8 protein-coding genes are annotated in these 6,616 nt (G+C 68.6%); 5 read left to right on the forward strand and 3 right to left on the reverse strand.

Features of this window, described 5'->3' with window-relative positions:
- Positions 1–16: 16 nt before the first annotated feature.
- On the reverse strand, positions 17–643 hold the full coding sequence (locus KILIM_RS22765; protein WP_006594284.1) for a copper resistance CopC family protein: 627 nt from the start codon (positions 641–643) through the stop codon (positions 17–19).
- A gap of 251 nt (positions 644–894) precedes the next feature.
- On the opposite strand from KILIM_RS22765, the gene KILIM_RS18585 reads away from it, so the two are divergent.
- On the forward strand, positions 895–1,527 hold the full coding sequence (locus KILIM_RS18585; protein WP_006594285.1) for a hypothetical protein: 633 nt from the start codon (positions 895–897) through the stop codon (positions 1,525–1,527).
- An 80-nt stretch (positions 1,528–1,607) separates the two neighbouring features.
- Here KILIM_RS18585 and KILIM_RS18590 read toward each other — a convergent pair whose 3' ends face one another.
- Positions 1,608–2,612, reverse strand: coding sequence for a hypothetical protein (locus tag KILIM_RS18590; protein WP_006594286.1), 1,005 nt, complete (start codon positions 2,610–2,612; stop codon positions 1,608–1,610).
- A gap of 246 nt (positions 2,613–2,858) precedes the next feature.
- On the opposite strand from KILIM_RS18590, the gene KILIM_RS22770 reads away from it, so the two are divergent.
- Both KILIM_RS22770 and KILIM_RS18605 read left to right on the forward strand, forming a co-directional pair.
- The gene (locus KILIM_RS22770; RefSeq protein WP_006594287.1) at positions 2,859–3,509 is read left to right on the forward strand and encodes an excisionase family DNA-binding protein; all 651 of its coding nucleotides are present in this window, start codon (positions 2,859–2,861) and stop codon (positions 3,507–3,509) included.
- The gene (locus KILIM_RS18605; RefSeq protein ID WP_157551819.1) at positions 3,502–4,164 is read left to right on the forward strand and encodes a hypothetical protein; all 663 of its coding nucleotides are present in this window, start codon (positions 3,502–3,504) and stop codon (positions 4,162–4,164) included. Before KILIM_RS22770 ends, KILIM_RS18605 begins: the two co-directional genes overlap by 8 nt.
- Before the next feature lie 125 nt (positions 4,165–4,289).
- Here the strand turns inward: KILIM_RS18605 and KILIM_RS18610 are convergent, their stop codons facing one another.
- Positions 4,290–4,892, reverse strand: coding sequence for a TetR/AcrR family transcriptional regulator (locus tag KILIM_RS18610; RefSeq protein WP_051988890.1), 603 nt, complete (start codon positions 4,890–4,892; stop codon positions 4,290–4,292).
- Positions 4,893–5,026: 134 nt separating this feature from the next.
- Between KILIM_RS18610 and wrbA the strand changes: the two genes are divergently transcribed.
- Positions 5,027–5,635 carry an NAD(P)H:quinone oxidoreductase gene (gene wrbA, locus KILIM_RS18615; RefSeq protein WP_006594290.1) on the forward strand — a complete coding sequence of 203 codons (609 nt, stop codon included), beginning with the start codon at positions 5,027–5,029 and terminating at the stop codon, positions 5,633–5,635.
- Between the two features lie 767 nt (positions 5,636–6,402).
- On the forward strand, positions 6,403–6,616 hold a 214-nt coding region (locus KILIM_RS24710), incomplete at its 3' end, for a hypothetical protein (RefSeq protein WP_217997136.1).

A 6,616-nucleotide genomic window follows, 5' to 3' on the forward strand; every position in this document is an offset into this window, starting at 1 on the left:
CGGCGCCCGAGCCGGGTCAGCGGCCGCGGCGGTCGGCTCGCAGCAGCAGGAGCGCGATGGCGGCGAAGACCAGGATGCCCAGGCCGCCGAGAGCCAGCATGGTGACATTGCTGATGCCGTCGCTGGCGACGGCGTCGGCCTGAGGTGCGGCCTGGTCGGGGGCGGCCTGGTCGGTGGCGGCTGTGCCGGGCGCCTGCGTGGCACCGGGAGCGGGGGTGGCGGGCGGCTGGGCGGGCCGGAACTCGAAGCGCACCTCACCGCCGACGGGGTGACCGTCGGCGCTGACCACGCGGTAGCGGATCGTCGTTTCGCCGGCGGGCAGATCGCGGGGGAGGGGGCCGTGGAGGGCCGTGCCGCGCACGCTGACCTCCGCATCGGAGCGACTCTGACCCGCGGAGTCCTCGATGACGATCTGCGCGAAGTTGGGGTCGATGGTCTCGTTGAACACCAACTCGTAGTTCGGCGGCAGGTTGACGACCACCGACCCGTCTACCGGATTGCTGGTGCGCAGCGCCGCGTGCGCCCCGGCCGACGGCGCGCCGACCAGGCCCAGCCCAAGGATCAGCAGCATCACGCTCACCAGGGCGCAGGGGAAGGCGAGCGGACTCCGGCGGCCATGGCGCGGAGCTGTCTGCGAGGGCATGTTGAGACCTTTCGAGGAGGAGGGGGCGGCTTCTGGCAACCTAACCGATCCGCCGGATCGACCCGAGCCGGTCCGAGGCAGGCCCGTGCGTGGCGGCGGTGAACGGCCTCGGGCGGCGCATGGCGACTATCTTGAAAGCCGCCGCGCCGCAACGGCCGTCGACCGATCGCCGGGCGTGGGGGTCGTCTCATCGAGTCGATTACGCCGGGAGTCGGGAGTCGAGCCCCGAGTCGAACGAGAGGGAGCCGCCAGTGTGGAGTCTGCTGGTCTCGATCGCGCCGTTGTGCGTCGTGGGGGCGGTCAGTCCGGTCATCTTTCTCAACGCCTCCAGCGTCTACGCGCGCGGTGGCGTCGGCGCGGCTCTGCGCTTTCTCGCGGGCATCCTGACTGTGCTGCTGCTCTTAGGGGTGGCCTCGATGGGACTGCTGGGCACGGCGGCCGCCACCGAGGCCGAGCGTGAGATCGCCTCCCGCGCGGTCGACCGGTTCCTCGGGTTGCTGCTGGGCATCTACGGCGGCTACCTGCTGGTGCAGTTCGTCCGTAAGCACGAGCATCCGGCCAGCGTCGAACCTCCGCGCCAGCAGGCCGAGTTCGTCGGCGGTTTTCTCGGGATGGCGACCAACTTCACGACGCTGCCGATCTTCATGTCCGTCGGGCAGCGGATCGGCGCGAGCGGCGTGCCGATGATCGGCAAGGTGCTGATCGTCGTCCTCGCCGCGGGTGTCGTGGCGGCTCCGGCGTGGCTGCCGATGGCGCTGCACCGCTTCACCTCTGGCGGCGATCTGTCTGCGAAGGTTCGGTCCCGCATCACCAACGCCACATCGATCATCTCGATCGCCGCCTGCGGCCTCGGCGCGATCTTCCTATTGGTCCACGGCGTGTAGGCCGCGGGCCACGAAGCGCTGGCCGCGATTCGGTGCGACCTCGGCGGGTGGGCGGACTCGGCCCGACCGCCGCGGGCCGGTTAGCGCCTCGGGCGGGCGTTGCGCCAGTGGCCGTCCAGCCGCGCGATCGGGTCGAGGGTGAGGGCGCCGGACCAGGAGTACGCGCGCGGCCAGGTGCGCAGGAAGCGCACGAACCGAGTCAGCAGCCACGCGGCGCCCGGCTGTCGCACGCCGCTCCAGCCTCGGGTCACCTGCCACTCGACGCGCACGTGCCGGCCTGACGGTGTCAGCTCGACCGAGCCGGAGGCGGCGCGGTCCAGGCCGACCCGCAACTCCCACTCCGATCGGTGGTGGCCCCGCAGCTCTTCGGCCCCCGGGAGTGGGGGGTCGAAGCTCAGGATGACGTCGAGCGCCCCACCGGGAGGGCGGTAGGAGGCGAGGCGGCCGGGGCCCGCGAGCCGCACGCCGGGGTCTTCGGCGCGCAGCGGCGCGGCACCGTCCGCCAGTAGCTCGACCACGGTGACCCCGCGAGCGGCCTTCTGACTCAACGCAGGCCGCCAGTTCCACAGGAACGGCATGGGTTGCAGCCGCAGCGGCTCACCCTCGAACGACGCCTCGAAGCTCATCGGTTGCGGCACGAGGCCGAACTGCCGCAGGTACGGGAAGAAGAAACTGGTGGGCTGCTCGATGCCGGCGGCTGGGGGCGCCATGAAGTCGAACCCTCGCCAGGGGCGCCGCTGCCGCACCTTGTACACGAGCCGACGACCCTGCACGTCGGTGAAGTCGACGTCGATGAGGACGCCTGCTTCCCCGATCTGCAGGTCGGCGGTGGCGAAGTCGGCCGGCTCGTTGAGCCCGATGCCCGCCCCGAGCGGTGCGGAGCCCGGCGGCAACCCGAACCCCCGCGGCCAGGCGTAGTGGGTCACCCGATCCGGCGTGGCGTAGAGGACGCGAATACCCCACTCGCCGACCGGATTGCGCAGCCGCTGCACTTCGAGAAAGCGCAACGGCGAGTCTTTGGTCAGGTCACAGGGGGTGAGCATGGCGATGGAATCGTCGATGTCCAATGCCACGGGCCACGTCATGGCTCGCCCTCTCGGGATCGCTGCGTTCCGCGAGAGGCGGTGCCGGCGTGGCGCTCCCCGAACCTCCCCACGCGCTCAACCCTAGCCGCGAGGTGGCGGGTAGCGTGGGCGGCGAGCTCGACTCGGAGCGCTCGCCTCCTGCTGGGACCCAGATGTCGCGTCGGCCTCGGCGAAGGAGCGCATGATCCTCACCGAGCGCATCGCCTGCGCGGTTGCGGCGGGCGAGGTCACCGTGGCCTTCCGACGGTGGCAGCGCCCGCGCGTGAAACCCAGCCCGAGTTCCGCACCGTCGCAGGACTCGTGCGGGTCGAGACGATCGAGACCGTTTCGCCCGCGCAGCTCAGTGCCGCCGACGCACGCCAGGCTGGTTACGCGTCGCTGGACGACCTGCGTGCCACCTTTTGTGGCGGCGACCATGATCCGACCTTCCGCATCGGACTGTCGTGGGTCACGGCAGACGCACGGGTTGCGCTTGCTGCCGATGCCACCCTCTCGGCTGACGACATCGCGGGCATCGATGGACACTTAGCGATGCACAAGTGGTCAGGGCGTAGTACGCTCGGGAACATGAACAGCATGACCGTGAACCCGGCGCACCTGTCGAATGACGACTGGGCGCGCGTACGTGCGTTCTTGGACTCGGCGAAAAGGCGCGGGGAGGTCGTCGACTTTTCCACGCGGGTGGAGTTGCTGACTCCTGCCGAGGTCGCGAAGCGGCTGGGGATGTCGCGTTCCACAGTGCTGCGCCGGATCGCTGACGGCGAGATAGCCGCCACCAAGGTCGGTACCCACCACCGCATCCCGCTGAACGAGTACGAGCGATACAGTCGCGAGCTGATGCGGCGCATGGCGGAAGCCTCCGCTGCCGACATTGAGGCCGAACTGTTCGGTGACTGAGGCATCGCTGATCTTCCTTGATGCCAACGCGCTCGCTTCTCCGGTCACTCGCACGCTGCTTATTGCGGGGGCGCGCTTTGATGGTCTGCGGTGGACCTGGTCGAGGCATGTCGAAGCCGAAGCCGATCGGCACGCTCGCGGACGGGCATCACGGACCTCGATTGTGCGCATAGAGATTCTTGGTACCGAGTTGTCGCCGGCTGCGCAGAGCACGGAGGGCCTGGTGACCGGCACGGTCCAGGACCGGCTGGTGGTGGCTGATGCGATCCGCGCGGGGGCCCACTACTTGATCACGACGGACGTCGATGACTTCGCGTTCAATGACCTCGCGACGCATGGGATGAGTGCGGTGAACCCTGACCACTTCATGGCATCCCGGTTCACAGAGCAGGCCTATATGGAGGGCGTCGATTTGCTCGCAGCAGTGCAGAGGAACCCGGCGCGAACTGCAAGCGAGATTCACCGGATGCTCGGTCGCAGGCATCCCCGCCTGGTCTCACAGTTCGCTGACGCCTACGACACGACGCCGGTCCCGGCCGACCCGGATCAGCCGAGCACGATCTTCCGAGGCGTCGCCTGCATCCGCTGCAAGGCGCATCTTGACGATGCGGCGGGCCTGCGGCTCGGGCTGTGCCCGGCGCACGTGGGTCTCTGACTGGGTGAACCTCACTTGAGTCGATCTCCGGGGTGAGTCTCCCCGTCCGTCTACTCACTGACCCTGGTCCGCCGCGACTCCTCAGCCAGCATCAGCACGGCACATGCTCACAGCGGGCGAAAGCGTTAACGCGTCCGTTGAGTGGGTAGGTCTGGCTGGAGCCCTGGGGCGGTGGTGAGTTCGCGGGCAACCGCACTATGGGCCCAGTCGCGCCACTGATCGAGCCTCCATCCGCGCTCGATGACGAACAGCGCGTAGCTCTCTGCGGTCATGGTGGCGTAGATGACATCAGCGACCCGGCCGGTGACGCCGGGTCTCGCACCGGGCAGGTCAAGCAGTATGCGGGCAAGGCCGAGGCTGAACGCATGCCGTTGCCGCCGCAGATCGGCGAGCAGTTCAGTGACGCCGGGGTCGGCGGCCGCGGCGTGGATCGCGGCCATCGTGGGCGCCGCGCGCGCCGTGGACTCGGCGAGCCGATCTGCCGCCTGTGCCCACGCAACTTCCACCGACTCGGCGTCGGCGAGGGCGCGAACCCAGGCGTGTTGCAACAGCGGTGTGGGCCCGCCGTCACCGAGGACGGCACGGTCGTGGGCGGCGGAGAGCACGCCCAATTTGTTGCCGTAGGCGGCGTAGATCGTCTTGATCGCGACCTGGGCCTGCTCGGCGATCGCGCCGATCGTGGTCGCCACGTAGCCGTCGCGGATGAACAGTTCGCCTGCCGCGCTCACGATCCGCTCTCGTGCCGCCTCGTCCCTGGGTCTGCCCTTCACGACCACTGACGATCACCTCCTAGTTGACGGTATCAATATACACCCCAGGATAGTACAATCACGTTATGCAAACTCAGAAGGAGGTTCGACAAATGACACGCATCGCCGTCATCTACTACTCGTCGAGCGGGGCGAACCACTCCATCGCAGAGGCGTTCGTGGCTGGCGCGGCAGGGGCAGGTGCTGAGGTGCGGCTGCGCCGAGTCGCGGAGCTGGCACCGTCGGACGTCGTCGCGCGGAACTCGGCGTGGTCGGCGCATCTACGAGCAACGGACCACATCGAGATCGCCACTCCTGAGGACCTGGCGTGGGCTGACGGGTTCGTGCTCGGGGCGCCGACTCGATTCGGGCAACCCGCCGCGCAACTGCGCCAGTTCCTCGACACGACCAGTGGCGTCTGGGGCGAGGGGCATCTGGCGGGCAAGCCCGCGACCGGCTTCACCAGCAGCGACGAGCGCCACGGCGGACAAGAAGCGACGCTCCTGGCGCTGCACCACACCTTCTTCCACTGGGGATCGATCATTGTGCCTACCGGGTATGTGGACTATGACCTGTCCCACGCCGCCGGTGGTAATCCCTATGGCGTCAGCGCGATTGTCGCCGACGGCCCACCTGACGAACACGTCCTCGCGCTCGCCCGCTACCAGGCGGGCCGGCTCGTAGCCATCGCCGATGCCCTTGCGCCGGTGCGGAGCGCCTGAGTGTCAGCGGCGCCCAGGCTGTTCGCCTGGGGCCTTGATGCGGCGTTTGATCTGCTCGAGCACGGGCGCTAGGGCCGGGTACGCCTACCCGAGCAACTCGCCGATGAGCGGATCACGCTGGACCCGATCGGCAGCTCGAGTTGTGCCTCCTACGCCCCCAGCCCGGCGGCAACTCACGATGTCCCAGGGGGCAGACCGGCCCAGAACTTGGGTCCAGTCTCGGGGCGGCGCGGTGATGATGTCGAGAGGGACGGCTGCATCCAGCTACACGTGGGCGAGGCTCAGCCCGCGGCGAGGTCTGCACTTGTGTCCCGTACTGCCGAACTGCCGTACGGCCGTACTGCCACGCTTCCGGTGAATCTCGAGGACGGTAGCCTTCACCAGCCTTGGCAAGGGGCACACATGAGGGACAAGACTCGTCGGGCCTGGTCGGTCGCTGCCATTGTCGGGTGGTTCGCCGGGGCCGCTCCTACGATCACGGCGCCTGGGCTGGCGCTGGTCGTGTTGGTCGGCGCCGCAGCGACGGTGTTGGCAGTCGTCGGGTCAGCGGTGAGCCCCGCCGGTGCTGATCTAGCGGCACGGGTTTGGCGTCGGCCTCGAATCAGGCACGGCCGAGCGCGACACCTGATTTGCGTGAAGACCCTCAGACCCCGGCCGCCCTCCCGGCCGGGCCCTACTCATGTCCGCGTCAGGGCGGCCGACCTGAAACGGTGAACAGCCGCCATGGACGACGGCTCGGGAAGCGGAGGGGTGCGGAAATGTTAGGCATGTCGAAGGGGCCGCATGTGGTCAGCCCGGCGCTGAAGCGGATGGTCATGCTCGCGGCGCCTAGCCTGATCGCCATCGATGGCGACAAGGTCACCCACTGCAACCCGTTCGTCCGGAAGAAGAACTGGGAGAGTGTGCGCTTCACTGGGTCCACGATGCGAGTCACCGGGGTAGGAGAGGACACCTCACGGGTCACGATGACCAGGATGGTCT

The sequence above is a fragment of the Kineosphaera limosa NBRC 100340 genome, assembly GCF_000298215.1.
Taxonomy (GTDB): domain Bacteria; phylum Actinomycetota; class Actinomycetes; order Actinomycetales; family Dermatophilaceae; genus Kineosphaera; species Kineosphaera limosa.

Excerpts from the sequence above, each read along its gene's own strand:
- KILIM_RS22765 (WP_006594284.1), bottom strand. The coding sequence starts at position 643 with ATGCCCTCGCAGACAGCTCCGCGCCATGGCCGCCGGAGTCCGCTCGCC.
- KILIM_RS18590 (WP_006594286.1), bottom strand. The coding sequence starts at position 2,612 with ATGACGTGGCCCGTGGCATTGGACATCGACGATTCCATCGCCATGCTC.
- wrbA (WP_006594290.1), top strand. The coding sequence starts at position 5,027 with ATGACACGCATCGCCGTCATCTACTACTCGTCGAGCGGGGCGAACCAC.